Source organism: Mycobacterium barrassiae (assembly GCF_025822765.1).
Lineage (GTDB): Bacteria > Actinomycetota > Actinomycetes > Mycobacteriales > Mycobacteriaceae > Mycobacterium > Mycobacterium barrassiae.
Genome location: NZ_JACKUK010000029.1, coordinates 380,996 through 399,607 on the forward strand (window position 1 = coordinate 380,996; position 18,612 = coordinate 399,607).

Sequence of the window (18,612 nt, forward strand, 5' to 3'; positions counted from 1 at the left end):
CGGCAAGGTGACTCACGTCTCGCCTCCGGTCCGGGCGCTCATGTGCCCTCCCTCAGCGCAGCGGCGATCGCAGCACGTCCGATGGGGGCGGCCAGGGCCCCTCCGGTCGCGGACAGGCGATTGCCCCCGTTTTCGACCAGCACGGCGACGGCAACCTTCGGTGCCTGCGCAGGGGCGAATGCGATATACCAGGCATGCGGTGGAGTGTTGCGCGGATCGGTGCCGTGCTCCGCTGTGCCGGTCTTCGAAGCGATCTGCACGCCGGCGATGGCTCCCTTCTGCTGCGTCACCTGCTCAGCGGCGACCATCAGGTCCGTCAGTGTATCGGCGACCTCGTGCGACACCGCTCGCCGCTCTTCCTGCGGTGCCGTCGTCCCGATACTGGCAAGGTCTGGTCCCTTAAGGCTATCGACCAGGTAGGGCCGCATCAGCACCCCGTCGTTGGCGATGGTCGCGGCGACCATGGCGTTCTGGAGCGGGGTCACCGCGACGTCCTTCTGGCCGATGCTCGACATGCCCAGCGCCGCGGCGTCCGCGATGGGTCCGATGGTGGACTCGACCACCTGAAGCGGGATCATCGGGGGAGGGGTGTCCAGGCCGAACGACTGCGCCGTCGAGCGAAGGGCCTCCTTGCCGGTATCGAGGCCGAGCTGGACGAACGCGGTGTTGCACGAGCGGGCGAACGCCTCGCGCAGGGTGGTCGACGGACCGTTGCCGCAGGACGAGCCGCCGAAGTTCTCCAGTGTTGCGGTGCTGTCCGGCAACGGGATTCGCGCAGCGGAGGTGAGCTGGGTGTTCACCGTGGCACCGCGCTGCAGGGCCGCCGCGGTGGTGATGACCTTGAACGTGGACCCGGGCGGGTAGGTCTCGGAGATCGCGCGGTTCAACAGCGGCGAATCGGGATTGTCGCGCAACCGCTGCCAGGCGGCCGACTGTTCGTCGACGTTGTGCGTGGCCAGCAGGTTGGGGTCGTACGACGGCGACGACACCATCGCGAGGATCTTGCCGGTCGACGGCTCCAGCGCCACCACCGAGCCCTTGCAGGGGCCGTCGCAGCCGTCCTCCATCGCGTCCCAAGCCGCCTGCTGCACTTGGGGATTGATGGTGGTGTCGACGTTCCCGCCGCGCGGGTCGCGGCCGGTGAAGAAGTCGGCGAGCCGCCGCCCGAACAGGCGCTGGTCGGAGCCGTTGAGGATGCCGTCCTCGGCGCGTTCCAGGCCGGTACTGGAGTAGCGCAGCGAGTAGAAGCCGGTGACAGGCGCGTACGTGTACGGATTCGGATATACGCGCAGGAACCGGAATCGCCCGTTGGTCGAGACGGAGTACGCCAGGAGCTGGCCTCCTGCGGAGATCTGGCCGCGCTGACGCGAGTACTCATCGAGCAGCACCCGCTGGTTGCGGGGGTCGCTGCGCAGCCCGTCGGCCGTGAAGACCTGGGTGAACGTCGCGTTGGCCAGAAGCAACACGACCAGGGCCATGACGGCGACGGCGATGCGGCGAAGCGAGGCGTTCATACCTTCTCGATCACCTCGGTGCTCGCCGCAGCGATGGGCGTCGCCGGCGTTTGGGTCGTGACGAGGGGACGTCGCGCGGCATGGGAGATCCGGACCAGGATCGCCAGCAGCAGGTAGTTCGCCAGCAGCGACGAGCCGCCGTAGGACATCCACGGCGTCGTGAGCCCGGTCAGCGGGATCAGCTTCGTCACGCCGCCCACGACGATGAACAACTGGATCGCCAGCGTGGCGGCCAGCCCGGCGGCCAGCAGCTTGCCGAAGCTGTCGCGCACCGCGATCGCCGTGCGCAGGCCGCGGATGATCACGCTGGCGTACAGCATGAGGACCGCGGCCAGCCCGACGAAACCGAGTTCCTCACCGATGGCGGCGATGATGAAATCGGTGGCCGCCGCAGGCACCGTGCTGGGCTGCCCGTTGCCCAGCCCCGTGCCGAAGATCCCGCCGGTGGCGAAGCTGAACATCGACTGCACCATCTGATACCCGGCGCCCTCAGGGTCGGCGAACGGGTCCAGCCAGGTCTGCACGCGCACCCGCACGTGGCCGAAAAGGTAGTACGCCGCAACGCTTCCCGCCGCGAACAGCGCCAGGCCGATGACCAACCAGCTGAAGCGGTCGGTCGCCACGTAGACCATGACCAGAAAGGATGCGTACAGCAGCAGCGACGTGCCCAGATCCTTCTCGAAGATCATCACGCCGACGGACGCGATCCAGGCCGCCAGCAGCGGCGCGAGGTCGCGCGGGCGGGGCAGGTCCATGCCGAGGAAGTGCTTGCCCGCGCTGGTGAACACGCTGCGCTTGGCCACCAACACCGAGGCGAAGAAGACGAGCAGCAGGATCTTGGAGAACTCGGCGGGCTGAATCGAGAAGCCGGGGAACTGAATCCAGATCTTCGCGCCGTTCTGCTCGGACATCGAGCGGGGAAGCAGCGCGGGAATGGTCAGCAGGATCAGGCCGGTGAGGCCACACACATAGCCGTAGCGGGCCAGCATGCGGTGGTCGCGCAGGAAGATCACGACGAGCGAAAAACCGATGACCCCGACGAGGGTCCACAGCATCTGCTGGTCGGCGGTGCCACCGAGGCCGTGCTCGATGAGGGCGCCCTCGGCGAAGTCGAGTCGGTGAATCATCACCAGGCCCAGCCCGTTCAGCAGCGCGACAACCGGCAGCAGAATTGGGTCGGCGTACGGGGCGAACCGCCGCACCGCGAGATGCGCGCCGGTGAACAGCGCAAGGTAGCCGGCCGTGTACTGCGCCAGATCCCACCGCAGGCCCTGTTCCTGGTTCGCCTCGACGAGCAGCAGCGCCAACGTCGTGATCACCGCGGCGAAGCCGAGCAGGAAGAGTTCAGCGTTGCGCCGGTTCGGCAGCGGGGGAGTGACGGCCACGGGTGATTGCGGCTGGGTCGTCATGACAATTCCCGGCAGTTCGTCCCTGGCTCCGGCGGTGGTGGGGGCAGGGCGGTGACCGTCTGCGACGGGGTGGGTGCAGGCGTCGGCGGGGCGGGCGACGGCGCGGGCGACGTGGCACCGGGGGAGGCGGACGGAGACGGACTGGGCGAGGGGGTGGGTGACGCCGGCTTCGTGACCGTGCGCGGCGTCTCGGGCGCAGGGGTCGCGGGGCTCTCGGTCTGCTCGCCGGTCGTCACATTGTCGGGTGGATTGTTCGGTACCCCAGGCGAATTCGTCGGGGCCGGCGAATGCGGCACCGGGCTGGTGCGCGGCGCAGGGGAAGGCGGTGGGGCGGGCGGCGCGCAGACCGGCAGCACATACTCCTGGGCGAGCTTGGTGATCTGGTCGATGGCCTCGTCCTCGGAGCCCGTCGGCAGGCCCGCTTCCACCTGCTGCCGCTCGCTCTGCTTCAGATCGCCGACCCGAAAAAGTTGACACCCGGGCGTGTCCTGCCCGGGTGCGATGAGCTTGAGTTCGTTACGGGCTGTCAAGCAGCCATGTCTATACGTTTCCTGAAGCGGCAAGCCGAGGATCGACCCCGGCACGCCGCGCATGATCGACACGGTGCCGTCGTGTGCGGTGACGTAGTAATTGCTCCGGATGATCTCGCGGCCGATGGCCAGGCCGGCGAGCACCACCAGAATCAAAACCGCGGCGGCGATGAATATTCGCCGCCGCGATCTCGGTGCACGAACCGGCTCCTCGGGGGGCGGTTCAACACGTTTAGCGACATTGCGTCGCGGATTGAACGCCGACGCGCGCCCTGCGGCGGTATTGGGTGGCGCGGACTGGTCGTCGTCGCCGGACACCGCACCCGCCAGGATCGGCTGGGTCTGGCCGTAGTCGTAGTCGACGACGTCGGCCACGACGACCGTCACGTTGTCGGGTCCGCCGCCGCGCAGCGCCAATTCGATTAGGCGGTCGGCACTTTCGGCCACGTCGGGGATCTGCAGTGCCTCGAGGATGGTCTCCTGGCTGACCGGATCCGACAGCCCGTCCGAGCACAGGAGATAGCGGTCGCCCGCGCGGGCCTCGCGCATGATCAGGGTGGGCTCGACCTCGTGACCGGTGAGCGCGCGCATGATCAGCGACCGCTGCGGGTGGCTGTGCGCCTCCTCGAGCGTGATGCGGCCCTCGTCGACGAGGGTCTGTACGAAGGTGTCGTCCTTGGTGATCTGGGTGAGTTCGCCGTCGCGCAGGAGATAGCCGCGGGAGTCGCCGATGTGCACCAGCCCAAGTCGGTTGCCCGCGAACAGGATCGCGGTCAGCGTGGTGCCCATGCCCTCAAGTTCGGGGTCGGCCTCGACCTGCGCGGCGATCGCGTTGTTGCCCTCCCGCACCGCGGCGTCGAGCTTGCTGAGCAGATCACCGCCCGGCTCGTCGTCGTCGAGGTGGGCGAGCGCGGCGATCACCAGTTGGGAGGCGACCTCACCGGCCGCGTGACCGCCCATGCCGTCGGCAAGTGCGAGCAACCGCGCCCCGGCGTAGACGGAGTCCTCGTTGTTCGCCCGGACGAGGCCGCGGTCGCTGCGCGCGGCGTATCGAAGCACCAGTGTCACGGGCGCAGCTCAATTACTGTCTTGCCGATTCGAACCGGCGTGCCCATCGGAACGCGTACCGCAGTCGTCACCTTGGCCCTGTCGAGGTATGTGCCGTTGGTCGATCCTAGGTCCTCTACGTACCATTCCGAACCTCGAGGGGACAGCCTGGCGTGCCGTGTCGAGGCGTAATCGTCGGTGAGAACCAGTGTCGAGTCGTCCGCGCGGCCGATGAGGACGGGCTGACTTCCCAACGTGATCCGGGTGCCCGCAAGCGCGCCCTCGGTGACGACGAGCTGACGCGCGACATTGCGTCGGCCCCGATTGGGCAGCAGCGAACTGCGCAACGGCAGTCCCCGCCGCACCATGACCGCTCCGGTCGGCGCATAAATATCGTTCCTCAGGATCCGCAGCACCGACCAGATGAACAACCACAGCAGCAACAGGAAGCCGACGCGTGTCAGTTGCAGAACCAACCCCTGCATCTGACGTCCTCTCCGTCCCCATTCGTCTACGTCGCATCGACGACAAACCAAGTCACCTTCGGCAACGTCACGATACTTGGACAGCCAGCGACATGAGGGTGAAGCCACAGCATCCCCCGCCGACCAACCTGCTATAGATCGGCCGAGCCTCAGTGCACGCGGACGACGATCTCCGAATGCCCGAGACGGATCACGTCGCCGTCGGCGAGTTGCCACTCCTGTACCGGCGCATTGTTGACCGTCGTGCCGTTGGTGGAGTTGAGGTCGGAGAGCAGCGCGACCTGTCCGTCCCACCGGATCTCCAGATGGCGACGGGAGACGCCGGTATCGGGCAGCCGGAACTGGGCGTCCTGGCCGCGGCCGATCACGTTCGTACCTTCGCGCAGTTGATAGGTGCGGTTGCTGCCGTCATCGAGGTGCAGCGTGACGGTGGCGCCTGCGGCAGGGTAGTCCCCCTGGCCGTAGCCATAGCCCTGCTGCTGGCCGTAGTCGTATCCGCCCGCGGGTTCGCCGTAACCGGGCTCGGCGTAGCCGGCACCGGCGTCGCCGTAGCGGCCGTAGTCGGGCTGGGCGTAACCCTGGTCCTGGCGGCCGTAGGCAGGTCCGCCGTAGCCGCCCTGATCCGGGTAGCCACCTTGATCCGGGTAGCCGCCCTGGTCGGGGTAGCCACCCTGATCCGGATACGACGGCCGGGGCTCGGGCCTGCCGTAGCCCTCGTCGGGTCGAGCCGGCGGCCGGCCGTAGCCGTACTCACCCGCAGGCGGGCCAGCCGGAGGGCCGTAACCCTGACCGGGCGGGGGTCCGTATCCACCGGGCGCCTGGCGATAACCCTGGTCCGGGTAGCCGCCGCCGGGCGGCGGGCCGTAACCGGCGGGCGGGCGCTGCTCGTACGACGGCGGGTAGCCGCCCTGATCGGGGTAGCCGCCCTGATCGGGATATCCACCCTGATCGGGGTAGCCGCCCTGGCGCGGCGGGTAGCCGCCCTGCTCCTGCGGCGGATAGGGGCCACGCGGTTCGGGCCCGCGTTCCTCGGGTCGGCCGTATCGGTCGTCGTAATATTCGTCGGCGGGCCGCCCCGGTCCCTGGCCGCCATATTGGGTCGGGTTGTCGCTCATCGGTACTCCTGATTCTGCGTTGGACGAGAGTTTTCGTGGTGGTGGGGTGGGATCGCCACCGGTGGAGTCAGGATTGACCGCCCCCCGCGCGCGAAACTGTCCGGTGTGCAGGCTGGATGATTCTTCGAACCTGACGACCACATCACCATACGTTTGCCATCCCTGCTCATGGATGTATCCCTCCAAGTGCTTGGCAAAAGTCGCTGATGTGAGGTCCGGGTCGGCACTCACCTTCTGATAGTCAGGCACACTGAGGGTAATGACGTAGTCGTTTGGTGCCAAAACTCGCCCAGCGGCCAATTCGCGCGCACCGCTGTCGGCTTCCCGGCGAAGCATCGCCTCGACCTCTTGCGGAACGATGGATCCGCCGAACACCCGGGCGAATGCGTCGCCGACGGTCGACTCGAGCTTGCGCTCGAAACGGTCGACCAGACCCATGTCACCGCCCGCCTCACTCGTCGTTGGTCACAGTCCTACCCGCGATGGTCCTCCACCGCGTGTCGCCTGGCCACAGGTGTTGGTTGAATGGTATCGGCCCAGTACGGCGCAGCGGGACCAACGGAACTGTGAGAATCCGATCGCGCCAGGTCAGCACACCGGTGCGCGGGCACCGGCGCCGACCTCAGCGGTTGGGGAGCCAGCCGCCGTGCGTGATAGTCTTCCCCGGTTGTTGGGGCGAGTGGCGGAATGGCAGACGCGCTGGCTTCAGGTGCCAGTGTCCTTCGGGACGTGGGGGTTCAAGTCCCCCTTCGCCCACAATGAGCGGTTCTACGAACTGCGACCGCAAAGGTCACGAACCAGAAATGGTTCGTGACCTTTGTGTTTGGTGAGTAGATCTTGATCTGCATGACCTCCGGCTGGGCGTGGGAAGAGCACCCAAAAATGTCCCTTTCGGTCGTTTCTCTGTCTGAGTCCGAGCGCCCCAGCCACACCGGCGTTCTGATCGCCCAGCACTCGATGACGGAGTATCGATATACAGTTCCGTCCGATGTTCGTCCCCGGCGAGATTCAAGTCGTCCGTTGCCGGCCGGGCTTCGATGCGATCAGCGATGTACTCGACCCGGCGGTGCCAGGAGGATCTGATGGTCAGCGACTACCCACGCGGCTCCGAATGGCGCAAGTGGGATCTTCACCTGCACGCGCCCGGAACAAAACTTAACGACGGATACACACGTAAAAACGGCCGACCCGACCTTGAGCAGTTCTGTCAGATCGTCCACGATTCCGACGTGGCAGTTATTGCCGTCACCGACTACTTCTCCTTGGATGGCTACTTTGATGTCCGAGAGAAGTACTCCGCGCTATACCCGCGCGACAGCCTACTCATACTGCCTAATCTGGAACTGCGGCTTTCTGTCGCGGTGAACCGACAAGACCAGGAAGCCAACGTACACCTAATCTTTCGGCCCTCGCTGACAAGAGCCGATGCCACCAAGTTTCTCAGTCATTTGAAAACTGCGGCGACCGTTGGCGCCAGCAGGGCAGTGACGTGCGCCGACTTGAGCAGCAGAGAGGACTTCGAGAGCGCGAGTGTTTCGATCGACGCCATAGTCGGCGCGATCAAGGCCACTTTCGGGGACCACTCCGCCGTCCCATCGCTCCGGCAGGAGCACCTACTCGTCGTCGCGTCCGCGAAGGGCGACGGAATCCGCCCCGGAGGCAGCGGGATTCAGCGCAAGAAGCTGTTGACTGACGAGATCGACAAGTTCTCGGACGCATTCTTTGCCAATGCAGGTTCACGAGATCACTTCCTACGTACAGACCGCCTAGAAACCAACGAGCTCATCGCTCCCAAGCCGGTCTTCGATGGGTCCGACGCCCACAGCTTCGAAGACCTCAAGATCGGACTCGGCAAGCAGGTCACAGAAGAGGGACGTCAGCGGAACGTCACCTGGATCAAGGCCGACCCGACTTACACGGGCCTGCTCCAGACGCTCATAGAGCCAGCTGATCGCGTTGCGATGCAGGCCACAGAGCCCGACTTCAAAGAGCCATACAAGGTGATCTCGGAGGTGCGGTTCACGGGGGCCGATGATTTCCCCTCCGAGGTGCAGTTCAACGGCAATCTCAACGCAGTTATCGGTAGCCGTTCGTCAGGGAAATCAGCATTGCTGGCCTTCATCGCTCACGCAGTTGACCCGACTGAAACAGTTCGTATTCAGATGGAAGCGGCCGGCGCTACAGACGCGAAGTCCGTTGGCCCGGCCGCAGGGTTTTCCTGGGCGGACGTTTCCGACACATCTTGCGAGGTGGTGTGGGCTTCTGGCGCCAACACAACAGGTAAGGTCATCTATGTTCCGCAGAACTCGCTCTACACATTGAGCGAGCAACCCGACGTGATTACCAGGAAGATCGCACCCGCTCTGTTCAGGGCGTACCCGGCGATCAAGACCGCCTATGACGGCGCCATGGCGACAGTGGCTTCCGTCAACAGTGACATAAAGAGCGCAGTTGACGAGTGGTTTGAGATTGCTGGTCGTATTGAGCTTCGAAATAGAGAGATTTCGGATCTGGGAGACAAGGCGGCGATTGCCGTCGAACGCGATCGGCTGCAAGCGGAGATCGACCGGATCAAGATAACGTCGGAACTCACTGATGACGAGGTGGCGAAGTTTCAAGAAGTCGCCCAAAGTCTCGACGCAGCGGGAGTTCGCCTGACGGAAATCGAGGTTGAATCTAGTCAGTTGGCCCAATACGTCGCCGTGTCGGATGCGACCGTTGCCGGGGTCCACCCGCAAACAGTCGAGGTGAATATCAATGTGCGGCCGTCAGTAGGTGAAGTGCCTGAGGCAATTTCCGCACGTATCGAGGACGTTAAAGCCGTTGCAGCCGAGGAACTTGCCGCAAAGATCGAGGCGCTGCTGGTCAACGCGGCGAATGACTTGAACGTCGAAAGAGCTAGTCTGCGTGCGCTAATTCATTCCACCACCGAGGACAATGCCGACCTCATCGCCAAACACGAAGCCAACGAAGAACTATCAACTGTTGTCGCCGAACATAAGAAGCAAGTAACGAGCCTAGACGAGATCACTAAGCGCGAAAATGCGCGCGAAAGATTGGTGCTCGATCAGTCGGCCGTTGCAGACAAGGTGATCAAGGGAATCGCTGACCGAAGTGAAGCTCTAAGGGCTTTGGAGGAAGCATTCAACGCGGATGATCGAGTCCTCAGTGACTTGAAGTTCGGAATCGAGAGCGCCGTCCCAGCCGATGTTGTCGAGCACGCTTCTCTCGGTTTCAACCAGCGCAGCGTCAACGAGTACATCAAAAACAAGGGTGAGTCGGTGGATTACGAGGGCGCCCAGGCTGACCCGAAGAAGTTTCTCGAAGCTCTGCGTGACGGCAAGGTGAACCTCAATAAACGCTATGAGCCGAGTAGCGTCGCCGCTGATGTCCTCACTCTCACAAAGGAAGTTCGCTTCTCGGCCGAGTTGGACTCCGACCGTATTGGCGGCTTCAGCCGATCGTCGATGACACCAGGGAAACAGGCGCTCTTCGCCTTGACGCTGATTCTGAACGAGTCGCAGGAGCCATGGCCATTGCTAATAGACCAACCCGAGGATGACCTCGATAGCCGTTCAATCTATGACACGATCGTGCCGTACTTGACGAAACGCAAACGCGAGCGGCAGATCATCATGGTCAGCCACAACGCGAACCTTGTCATCGGAGCCGATTCTGAACAGGTAATAGTGGCAAACAGGCACGGCAATGACCGGAGGAATAAGGACGGTCGAACCTTCGAGTACTACACCGGCGCGCTCGAAGATTCTCGTCCGCTTAATGAAGCAAGTGCTACAGCCTTGGGGCGTTTCGGCATCAGAGAACATGCCTGCGAGATTCTCGACGGTGGCGAAGAAGCGTTCCGAAAGCGTCGCGAGAAGTATAAGATTCGACAATCGTGAACACTTCACGCCGCGGGGTCGGAGGGCACCGAGCGTTCGATTACGCTGACGGTTGATGCTGGCATTCGTGAGTGTGTCGGGCTGCGCGGTAGAAGACGACAGGGGCCCGTCGTCTGGGGCATAAGCGCCGACTGGCTGGCTACATCTACGTCTTCGAGATTTCGTCCACGATTCTCATTGTCTCGACCGCTACCGTGGTGACCTTGGCTATGAGACTAAGAATGTATCTGGGGTCGTCGTGCTCGTCGCACCAGTCGTTCGGATCGTTGACAATGCCGGACGCCTTGTCGGTTTTCACCATGTATCGATCGATGATCCAGGCCAACGCCGATCGAGAGCCAATCACGTATCGATCAGCGACCTCGGGGATGCCTGCGATAGTCACCTTCGGGCTGTAGATCAGAGTGGTGACGTCGTCGACGCTCTTGCCGGTCTCGGGATCCTTCTTCTTCGCCCACCTCATCTTGGTGACCCGCCACGTCTCACGGTCCTCGGGATTGGCGCCGGGCTTGAGCTGCACCTCGACCGGGTACGGCTCTGCACTCTCATAGCCGATGTGCAGGTCGCTCAGGACGCGACCTGCCGCTTTGAGTTGCGTAAATCGTTGCTCGGATTTCGGTATTGGGATCCGAGGGAGCATCCTCTTCAGGTCCGCGGCGTAGTTCTCGCGGTAGTCGGGGTCGTGCAGCAGGCCGTAGACGTAGAAGAAAATCTCGTCCTTGGTGACCTGGCCGCCGATCGCCTCACGGTAAGTCACCAGGATTTCGTCAGTGATGTTGTCGAGGCGGCGGTATCCAAATTCGTCGACCTCGCCGCTGCCGGTGTCCAGCGCGAGGGCGCCATCATCGGGGTCGGCCTTATCGTAAGTCCAGCGAGGAAAGTACTGGCCGGGGTTCCCCGCACCTCCCAGTGTCAGGTTCGGGATAGCGGAAGTCATCAGCGCGCTGAATGGTGCTCCTGCACTGCGGTCTGATAGCCAGATGCCAACATTGCGGTGCGATTGTGTTGGAAAGATTGTCGGTAGCTGATAGACGCGCTCGAGAAGCGCTTTGTCGAAGTAGACCGCGTGCTTGCAGAACGGGCGATAGCTTCCGATCCGAACAGCGTTGGCTTTGAACTCATATCGTGCCCGACGGGCGAAGTCTCTCTTGGAGTTCGTTGTCCAGCTGAAAAGTCGCGTTGTTATCGTGGGTTGCGGATCTAACGTCGAATTGGCACCGGCGACCATACTTGCCCGGTCGATCTCATCGTTGTAGTACGAAATTGAGGTGCGCATGTTCTCAAGAACCTTCGCCGACGAAAAGTTGTAAACCCATGCGTCGCGCCCAGAATTGATCCCCTGCGAGTATGTCTTGAACACTCGCAGTGCGGTCACCGGATTTGACTTGTCGCCGATTGCCGGCCACCCCGAGAAGTCATCGCTGCGTTGACTGACCCAGTCACCGTGCTCGTTTGGCGTGACTGGCCTCCAATCCACCGAGTCCAGATCGCTACCCGCAATGATCTCCAATTTCCGCTCTCGGGTTAGGTAGTCACCGATGTCTCGGTAGGAGATCGCGCAAGGCCCGTTGTTGGAAGGATTCTTCACGCCGATGAAGATGGCCACGGTATTCCGGCTGCCGGAGCCAAACACCTTGCCGCCCTCCTTCCGCGAGAGCGCGCCCCCAGTGCGTTGGTTCCCGCGCAAGTTGTAGATGTACATGCGGCTGTACTCGTCCGCTAGGGACAGACGGACACCGTCGGCAGTGTTGCCATCAATCCAGCCGCCGTTGGAAACGAACGCAACCACTCCATGGTCACCGATCCGGTCCGTGGCCCATCGGAATGCTCGAAGATATGAGTCGTAAAGGCTGTTCTTATTGGTCGCGGTAGATCGTTTGGCATAGGTGTCACCGACTCGCGAGTCCAGCGTCGGATACGCGAGGTTCGCATTGTCATCGTCGACGTTTGCCTGCCGGAGAGAGTAGGGCGGATTTCCGATGATTACGTGAATTGGTGCCGCGAGCTGTTTGATGATGCGGGAGTTGTTCTGCGGGAACATCTCCGTGTCCATTGAGTCGTGAGACTCGGTGATCTGGAAGGTATCGGCAAGCACGATGCCCTCGAACGGGCTGTACTCCGCCTTCGTGAGTGCGTGGTAGGTGGTCTCGATGTTTACCGCGGCGATGTAGTAGGCGAGCAGCATGATCTCGTTGGCGTGCAACTCGTTTGCGTATTTCCGGGCCAGGTCTTCTGGGCGGACGAGACCCGACTGCATCAGTCGGGTGATGAAGGTGCCAGTCCCCGTAAACGTTATGCGCTGTATTTGGGCGTGTCTCACTCGGATCCATGCGCCACCCCGTTACAGTGCCCGCAACCCTGACTACAGAAGGGCCGTTGAGGGGGACGCTTCCGGTGGATTTGTACTTCGCTGANCGTTATGCGCTGTATTTGGGCGTGTCTCACTCGGATCCATGCGCCACCCCGTTACAGTGCCCGCAACCCTGACTACAGAAGGGCCGTTGAGGGGGACGCTTCCGGTGGATTTGTACTTCGCTGACTGGTCGCTGGTGTCGCGGCCGGACAGGTTGAAGGCGGTCGGCTCCGACGCCATCTCGACGCCACGAGTGCCCGACGGGACTCCGGTATTGGTGGACAATTCGATGCGCCCGGTGGAACCTTGGTGCACATTCCTGGGGCTGTACTCGCAAAATCTACGTCGGAACTCTGTTGTCTCCTACGCCCGCGACGCGCTCGAATTCGGCCGCTTCCTAGAGACGAGAGGCGTTGGGGTGCTAGATGTCTCGGAGTCCGACCTGGTGGCCTACCGGGCGGACCGATTCGCTTCCGGGGTCTCGCCGCGTTCGTGGGCTCGGCAATTGGTGGTGATTCGAGCTCTCTTCACGTACTTGTACGAAACCGGGCGCAGAGACAGTTTGCCGTGGATTCAGGTCGGTAGCCGGTCGGTGGTGACTCCGCGGATTCCTCGGACTGAGATGGATGTTCGGGCGCTTTCTCACGCGCAGTGGGTCGCGTTGCGCGATGTTGGGTTCGGCGGGGAGTTGCCCACGGGAGAGCTGGATCGCTCCTACCGCGGCAGGTCTACGGTCCGAAACGCGTGCGCCGCCGAGCTGGCACTGACCACGGGGATGAGGCTCACCGAATGGAGCACCCTGCTGGACGTCGAGGTCCGATCGGAGGGGGCTGGCACTTCACTCGTGCTGGAGGCATGCGCGAAGAACGGCCGTCGACGCCGAGTTTATGTTCCGGCATCCACCGTCCAGACAGTTGAGCTGTACCGAAACACGGAACGGAAATCGCTGGTGCGGAAGGCCCAGGCGAGCTTGCGCCGGAAACTGCCGAATATGGCGGTGGTCCACGACGTTGACCTGCCGGCGGGCAAGCTGGTCTACACGCTTAATGGTGACGAGCGGCGCGACGAGTTCGCGACGATTCCGCCAGAGACGCGACGCGTACTGGTGAAGGTGACTCCTGGCGGGATCGAGCCACTGTCGCTGTTCGTCGGTCGAGGCGGCGTGCCGCCATCGCAGCGGCGGTGGCACCAATACTTTGAGGAGGCCAACGACCGGCTGGCGAACTTCGAGGGCCAGGTTCCGATGATGTCGGTGGCGGTCACGCCACATGACTTGCGCCATACGTTTGCCGTGGTGATGTTGCGTAGCTTGCAGGCGCGTGCTGCGCAGCTCGAACGATCGCGTCCCAAGCACGGGTTCGGCACTATCAGCGAGCACATCATTCACAACCCTTTGTTGACTTTGCAGCGTCTGCTCGGGCATGCCAGCCCGTCCACGACGATGGTTTATCTGCGTTATGTCGATGAGTCAGACGAGCTCATTCAACGTGCCTTCGAGTCGTGGAGCGACAACGAACGTGACTACGCCAGTTACGTTCTCGCGCAAATCGAGGCACAACGGCCGTGAACGATTCCGACCGCCAGCCGCGTATTGTGACGTTTCCGCCGGGTGGTCCGCTGAAACAATCTCGAATTGATCCACGCCGGTATGTAGCGACAAGGCTCGTGGCTGAACTGGCTGACGCATGGAAGGAATGCGCCGAGACCGCATCGCTATCACCTGGCACAGTGTCCCGCCAATCCAGCGTGGTTCGTAGTGTCGGGAACTTCCTTACCGCCGACGCGGACAGATTCCTGACATTGTCCGGCGACGGCGCGGACGTGGCCCGGCGGCTACATGATTGGGAATCGGCGATGGTCGCCGAGTTCCCCCCGCCCAGCGTCCGAGCCAAAGACCTGGGCATGGAACTTCGCAATCAGGTCGCCCGCTACCTGCAGTCCAACGGGATCCCCGGAGGTGTGCTGGCGGACTGGGCGAACGGCCAGGTGTTAGACGGACGGCCATGGCAGGAACTCCCTCTCGACGAATTCAGCAACGACGAGCGCCTCCAACTCGAGCAGACCTGCCGGCAGATCGTGCGCGACACAGAGGACCGTCTGACGCGCGGCGACGCCCTACTTCGCGGCGGCCACGATCCGCGGATCCACGGGTGGAACAGCGTGGAGAACGTGCTGTGGGCTTTACGCAACGTGCCCTATAAGGATGAGTTCCACATCCATCTCGCCGGATCACGACGCCAACTGGATCCGCTAGAGATCGACCGCATGTCCGGAGTCTGGCGCGCCGCCGCGCGAATCAAGGCCCCACCACTGCTGACAGCCGTCGGCGCATTCCTGGCTCCCGATGCCGAGTACCTCCTGGCCATCCGGGTGTTACTGCATCTGCAGACCGGATGGTCGCCCGAAGAGAGCGCTCGACTCTGCCGCGAGGACATCGAGTTCGGCGTGGAGTCCGTGCGGGTTCGGGCGACAAAGGCGCGTGCCCAACGGATCCGATGGCACACTCTGGCCTCGCCGCGGGACCAGCCGTGGGGGTGGAAGGCCGGCGACCTTCTGCGGCGAGCTGCCCATGCCATGCGCCACGCCCACGCGCTGACGCCGGATCAACCGCTGTTCTGGGTGACCGGATGCCGGTCTGTCCGTGATCGGCTCGACCACGAGTATCCCCATTACGTGATCCGGGAGCACCACTTCGGAAAACTCAACACGCTGAAGAATCTGATTGAGCGCCACAGCCTCTCGATCAGCCAACCCCACGACATGCGCCGGCTCCGTAAGACGGTCAAGAGCGCACGCGCGGCTCTGCTGGGCACCCTCGCCGGCGCTGCCGGCGACGACCACACCGTCGAGGTCTTCCGCGACCACTACGCGCAAACCACGACCGTTCACACGATCGCCGCCCAGACGGTGCTGCGTGCGCAGCAGAAGGTCCTGCAACGCGCCTCACAGGGACCAACATTCGTGGCCGCGACGGCAGCCGAGGTCGCCGAATCACCGACAGATCCCGAGCTCGCCGAAATTGCCGCCACCGTCGCCGCGGAGACGCCCCCTGAGCAGGAACTGACGATCGCTGCTTGCCGAGATCCCTATGACGCACCGTTCATGGATCAGGGCTCGCTATGCCATGCCTCACCGTCGATGTGCTTGCAATGCCGTAACGCCATCGTGTTCCGCGATCACCTGCCGCGCCTGATCGCCTACCGAGAGGCACTGGACGCCATCGAGAACAACACGCCACCGAGGGTGTTCAGCGAGATCTACGGCCAGCAGAGAGTCAACATCGACGCCATCGTCGCCGAGTTCTTACCCGAGCAGATCGAGGCTGCCCGCCAGGCGGACATCCATCTGCACCGCCCGCTTGGACAAAGGGCCGAACAATGACCAATCCACCCCAGCCGCAGACTTGGCCGGCACTGACAGGCTTCGACCCCGACGAGCCAGTGTTACCTGCTGACCGCCGCGTGACCGACGGGCCTGACCCCCGATTCGGGGACCTCCCGCGCTGGGATCTCACCGCTAGCGGTCTCGCACCGAACCTCAATGCTGCACAGGCACATTTGCGTTTCGATGTGTATCCCGACGGGTGGGTGCCGGTCGCCAAGACCCTCGCGATGGCCATGCTGCAACCGGTCCACCCCGTTGTCAGACAAGCCGGAATCTATCGCTCCAATCGGCCCTACAAATTGAAGTCGATCCGACATGTCCTCACCGAATTGAGATACCTCGCGGAATGGGCCGCCACGGCCGGACTCAGCGAGGAGCTTTCAGCATGGACTCACGCTGACGGTGAGGCCTACCTCGCCTCGCGAAAGGCTCGATCCTTCTCTGCCGGCCGTAGCGCCAACGACCTCCTGCGCCACCTCGGTGATTTCCGGGGACTCCTGCCCAACGGCGGACTCTCCGTCCAGGTCAGCCCGTGGGCTGCGAGATCCAGCGGCGAAGTCAAGACGCCCGTCATCCCGCCGGAGACCTTCTGGCCACTGGTACGCGCCTGCTGGACCTACATCGACACTTTCGCCGCCGACATCACTGCTGCTCGCGATGAAATTACGCTCCTCGATACGCGTGGGCCCAAGTATCGGGAGGTCCGTCCCTCAACACGGGATATCGACGACGCGCTTGACGCCTGGCTGTCATCACCTGAAGCCTTTGTTCCCCTGCACATCTACACCTTGGGACGCGCACGGGCGGGAGACATCAACTGGGACGGCCTGGGTCTCTGCACGACACCTGGATTGAGCGGCACCAACTTCTACGGCAACCGCGGACCTGCTCGGCAACTTCGCGTCCGTCAGGCGATCGGCCAAGGCGTGCCCACTCGATACGGCTACAGCTCGGTCCAACCCGCGGCTGTTGAACGGCCCGACAGCACACACGGACCCTGGATAAGCGGCTTCGACCGCATCATCGTCAGCAAGGAACTCACCCAACTGCGCAACGCCGCATACATTTTCGTCGCGATCATGACGATGATGCGTGACAGCGAAGTTCAAAGCCTCGCCACCGGGGCCATCGGAACACATTACGGCGCCCCCGCCGTCACCAGCACACTGCACAAGATGCAACCACACGGTGGAACACCACAACGCTGGTGGGTAAGCGAACCAGTCGTGACGGCGTTAAAAGTCGCTGAACAAATCACCCTCGACGAGAACCGACTCTTCGGCGCTGTGCGCGAAAGCGTGCACCGCGACTTGACAGGATTCGACCAATACGAACAGATCCGATCGTTCGTCGCGTGGGTCAACGACCATTCACCCCAGAACGGTTTGGAGCGCATTCCCGCGACTCCGCTGGCGCCTCACATGTTTCGCCGCACCATGGCCGTGATCACCGCCAACGAGCCCGACGGCGAAATCGCGTTAGGAATCACGCTCAAACACAATGCCGTTCGCGCACTTGCCAACGCCACAACGAGTGGATACGCGGCGCCCACGCCTGAATGGGCCAAAGAATTCGAACACCACGCCAAGGAAGCGGCCGCCGGGGAACTCGTCGCTGACTGGGCACGTCACGCCCAAGGCGACCACGCTCTGCGCGGCCCCGGCGCAACAACCTTCGCCAACGGCCTCGCCGACATCACCGACCGCGCCAAGACCACCGTCGCCATCGGCAACGAACGCATGCTCCGAGCCCTGCTACGCGACGAATTCGCCACCATCCGACTCGGCACCCTCAACCACTGCCTCGGTGACCCCGCCAAAGCGCTATGCCTGGAAGGCGCATCCGCAGCCGTGAAAGCCGGCGGCCCGATCCCGAGCATGTGTCAACCCGCCACCTGCCGAAACTCGGTCATCACCGACCAACACCTGCCCATCTGGCTGCGCGAGGAATCCGACCTCGTCGACAAGCTCAAGGACAAGAGAATGGCACCCGTCCACCGCCAGCGCCTCGAAACCCAGCTCGCCGACGTCCGCAAAATCACCCACCAGGAGCCGAAGTGACCAGCGTCAGTCCGGCAACCGAGAAGAAGCTCCGCGACGCAATGGAGCGCCTGCTGGCGGGCAAGTCCAATCGGACCGACGGCCGGCTCACGAAAGCCAACTTGCACATCGAAGCCGGCGTCAGCCGCGCAACCATGAACCGTGCCACTGAGGTAATCGCAGACTGGAACGCCAGCGTCGGCAAGGAACCCGCTCCTCGTGACGCCGAGCTCGTTGGACTACAGGCCACGGTCACTGAACTCAAGAAGAGCGTCGCGAGGCTGCGCGAACACAACAGCGACCTCGAACGCAGAAACCGGGCCGCCGTCACCGTGATCGCAGAGCTCAACGCACAGCTTCAGGCCAGTCGGGGCGAGACTCCGATTGGCACCGTCACGCCTATACGGGACCGTGCAGCACGCAGACGAAGGTGATTATCGGCCAACCTCAGCGTTCTGCTGGACCGACGATAACGACTGCCCACTTCTCCTCCGTCTCCTCGCCGGCGTTCGCCAACCCAAGCCCGGCGCGCAACGGGCTTCACCCGCTATACCCGGTCAAAACCGGTCCAAATGGCTCTCTTCCCGATAAGCTCATCTCGCCCATGCACCGAGGTGTCGATTAGCTGTCAGCCAGGAGGTTCGCCCGTGCCCGAGCCGTGGCTGTCAGCCGACGACATTGCTACCCACCTTGGCGTCACCAAGGACACCGTGTACGCCTGGATCGCCGAGAAGGGCATGCCGGCTCACAAGCTGGGGCGCCTGTGGAAGTTCCAGGCAGCCGAGGTCGACGATTGGGTTCGTCGTAACGGGGCTACGGCCGCGGAGGACTGAA

At 63.2% G+C, this 18,612-nt stretch carries 11 protein-coding genes, 1 tRNA gene and 1 pseudogene; 7 read left to right on the top strand and 6 right to left on the bottom strand.

The features are described from left to right. Positions 1-38: 38 nt before the first annotated feature. The 5 genes from pbpA to H7J93_RS21530 all read right to left on the bottom strand — a co-directional run bounded on the left by pbpA (position 39) and on the right by H7J93_RS21530 (position 6,538). A complete protein-coding gene (pbpA, locus tag H7J93_RS21510) occupies positions 39-1,514 on the bottom strand; it encodes a D,D-transpeptidase PbpA (protein ID WP_267308325.1) in 1,476 nt (491 codons plus the stop codon). Beyond that, positions 1,511-2,923: an FtsW/RodA/SpoVE family cell cycle protein gene (locus H7J93_RS21515; protein WP_267308326.1), complete on the bottom strand. Its 1,413-nt coding sequence runs from the start codon at positions 2,921-2,923 to the stop codon at positions 1,511-1,513. The genes pbpA and H7J93_RS21515 overlap by 4 nt, the downstream gene beginning before the upstream one ends. Beyond that, entirely contained in the window at positions 2,920-4,521 is a 1,602-nt protein-coding gene (locus tag H7J93_RS21520) for a PP2C family protein-serine/threonine phosphatase (RefSeq protein WP_267308327.1), read from the bottom strand. Before H7J93_RS21520 ends, H7J93_RS21515 begins: the two co-directional genes overlap by 4 nt. Further along, complete coding sequence (locus H7J93_RS21525) at positions 4,518-4,985, bottom strand: FHA domain-containing protein FhaB/FipA (RefSeq protein WP_267308328.1); 468 nt, start codon at positions 4,983-4,985, stop codon at positions 4,518-4,520. Before H7J93_RS21525 ends, H7J93_RS21520 begins: the two co-directional genes overlap by 4 nt. A gap of 149 nt (positions 4,986-5,134) precedes the next feature. After that, positions 5,135-6,538 carry an FhaA domain-containing protein gene (locus H7J93_RS21530; protein ID WP_267308329.1) on the bottom strand — a complete coding sequence of 468 codons (1,404 nt, stop codon included), beginning with the start codon at positions 6,536-6,538 and terminating at the stop codon, positions 5,135-5,137. Between the two features lie 235 nt (positions 6,539-6,773). Here H7J93_RS21530 and H7J93_RS21535 point away from each other — a divergent pair. After that, positions 6,774-6,856, top strand: a tRNA-Leu gene (locus H7J93_RS21535). Between the two features lie 326 nt (positions 6,857-7,182). Next, complete coding sequence (locus H7J93_RS21540; protein ID WP_267308330.1) at positions 7,183-10,002, top strand: TrlF family AAA-like ATPase; 2,820 nt, start codon at positions 7,183-7,185, stop codon at positions 10,000-10,002. A 145-nt stretch (positions 10,003-10,147) separates the two neighbouring features. On the opposite strand, the pseudogene H7J93_RS21545 reads toward H7J93_RS21540, so the two are convergent. After that, positions 10,148-12,292 (bottom strand): annotated as a pseudogene (locus H7J93_RS21545) (type ISP restriction/modification enzyme); the annotation flags it as partial. A gap of 229 nt (positions 12,293-12,521) precedes the next feature. Here H7J93_RS21545 and H7J93_RS21550 point away from each other — a divergent pair. The 5 genes from H7J93_RS21550 (at position 12,522) to H7J93_RS21570 (ending at position 18,611) form a co-directional block, all read left to right on the top strand. Continuing rightward, a complete protein-coding gene (locus H7J93_RS21550) occupies positions 12,522-13,922 on the top strand; it encodes a tyrosine-type recombinase/integrase (RefSeq protein ID WP_236741616.1) in 1,401 nt (466 codons plus the stop codon). Between the two features lie 98 nt (positions 13,923-14,020). Continuing rightward, complete coding sequence (locus tag H7J93_RS21555) at positions 14,021-15,736, top strand: hypothetical protein (RefSeq protein WP_143772576.1); 1,716 nt, start codon at positions 14,021-14,023, stop codon at positions 15,734-15,736. After that, complete coding sequence (locus H7J93_RS21560; protein WP_143772577.1) at positions 15,733-17,799, top strand: hypothetical protein; 2,067 nt, start codon at positions 15,733-15,735, stop codon at positions 17,797-17,799. The genes H7J93_RS21555 and H7J93_RS21560 overlap by 4 nt, the downstream gene beginning before the upstream one ends. After that, complete coding sequence (locus H7J93_RS21565; RefSeq protein ID WP_143772578.1) at positions 17,796-18,212, top strand: hypothetical protein; 417 nt, start codon at positions 17,796-17,798, stop codon at positions 18,210-18,212. The genes H7J93_RS21560 and H7J93_RS21565 overlap by 4 nt, the downstream gene beginning before the upstream one ends. A 213-nt stretch (positions 18,213-18,425) precedes the next feature. Further along, the gene (locus tag H7J93_RS21570; RefSeq protein WP_052525842.1) at positions 18,426-18,611 is read left to right on the top strand and encodes a helix-turn-helix domain-containing protein; all 186 of its coding nucleotides are present in this window, start codon (positions 18,426-18,428) and stop codon (positions 18,609-18,611) included. Position 18,612 lies beyond the last annotated feature (1 nt).

What these genes read in the sequence shown, in the direction of transcription:
- H7J93_RS21560 (WP_143772577.1), top strand. Translation starts at nt 15,733, where the DNA reads ATGACCAATCCACCCCAGCCGCAGACTTGGCCGGCACTGACAGGCTTC.
- pbpA (WP_267308325.1), bottom strand. Translation starts at nt 1,514, where the DNA reads ATGAACGCCTCGCTTCGCCGCATCGCCGTCGCCGTCATGGCCCTGGTC.
- H7J93_RS21515 (WP_267308326.1), bottom strand. Translation starts at nt 2,923, where the DNA reads ATGACGACCCAGCCGCAATCACCCGTGGCCGTCACTCCCCCGCTGCCG.
- H7J93_RS21525 (WP_267308328.1), bottom strand. Translation starts at nt 4,985, where the DNA reads ATGCAGGGGTTGGTTCTGCAACTGACACGCGTCGGCTTCCTGTTGCTG.
- H7J93_RS21540 (WP_267308330.1), top strand. Translation starts at nt 7,183, where the DNA reads ATGGTCAGCGACTACCCACGCGGCTCCGAATGGCGCAAGTGGGATCTT.
- H7J93_RS21530 (WP_267308329.1), bottom strand. Translation starts at nt 6,538, where the DNA reads ATGGGTCTGGTCGACCGTTTCGAGCGCAAGCTCGAGTCGACCGTCGGC.